The sequence below is a fragment of the Arhodomonas sp. KWT genome, assembly GCF_010993615.1.
In genome coordinates, this window is sequence record NZ_WNXE01000740.1 from 1 (window position 1) to 822 (window position 822).

The window sequence follows — 822 nt, forward strand, 5'->3', positions numbered from 1 at the left end:
GAGGTACCACTCGACGTTGCGCGCGGAGCTGGCGAACACGCCCAGCCCGGCGCCGGCGAAGGTGATCTTGGAGGTCGAGGCGAACACCAGCGCCCGGTCCGGGTTGCCGGCCGTCCCGCAGGCCTCGATGAGGTTGGCGATCTCCACGCGCTCCCCGGTGAGGTGGTGTACGGCGTAGGCGTTGTCCCAGAAGATGCGGAAGTCCGCGGCCGCCGTGGGCATGCGCGCCATGCGCTCGACCACCTCGTCCGAGTACACCGCCCCGGTGGGGTTGGCGTACTTGGGCACGCACCAGATGCCCTTGATGCTCGGGTCCTCGGCGACCAGGGCCTCGACGCGGTCCATGTCCGGGCCGTCCTCGAGCATGGGCACGTTGATCATCTCGATGCCGTACTCCGCGCAGATCGCGAAGTGACGGTCGTAGCCCGGCACGGGGCAGAGGAAACGCACCCGGGGTTCCCGGCACCAGGGCGCGGCGCTGTCCGGGTTGCCCTTGAGCAGGCTGTAGACGATGTGGTCGTGCATCATCGCCAGGCTGGCGTTGTCCGCGACCACGGTGTTCTCCGGCGGCGCGCCGACGATCTCGCCGAGCAGCGCCCGCGCCTCGGGCAGGCCCTGGCCGCCGCCGTAGTTGCGGCAGTCGGTGCCGTCGGCCGCGGTGTAGTGCCCGGCACCGGGCAGGCCGAGAAGATCGTTGCTCAGGTCGAGCTGCTCGGGTGCGGGCTTGCCGCGGGCCATGTTCAGCTTCAGGCCCTGGTCGCGGAAGGCACGGTAGCGCGTGAGGGTGTCCTCGTGCAGGCCGCGGAGCTGCTCGTCGGAGAG

Annotated in this window: 1 protein-coding gene; it reads right to left on the bottom strand. The window is 70.6% G+C overall.

Annotation, left to right across the window (positions count from 1 at the left end; translation table 11 throughout):
• Positions 1-822: aminotransferase class I/II-fold pyridoxal phosphate-dependent enzyme (locus tag G7A99_RS22100; protein WP_205600004.1), on the bottom strand; the 822-nt coding region annotated here is incomplete at both ends.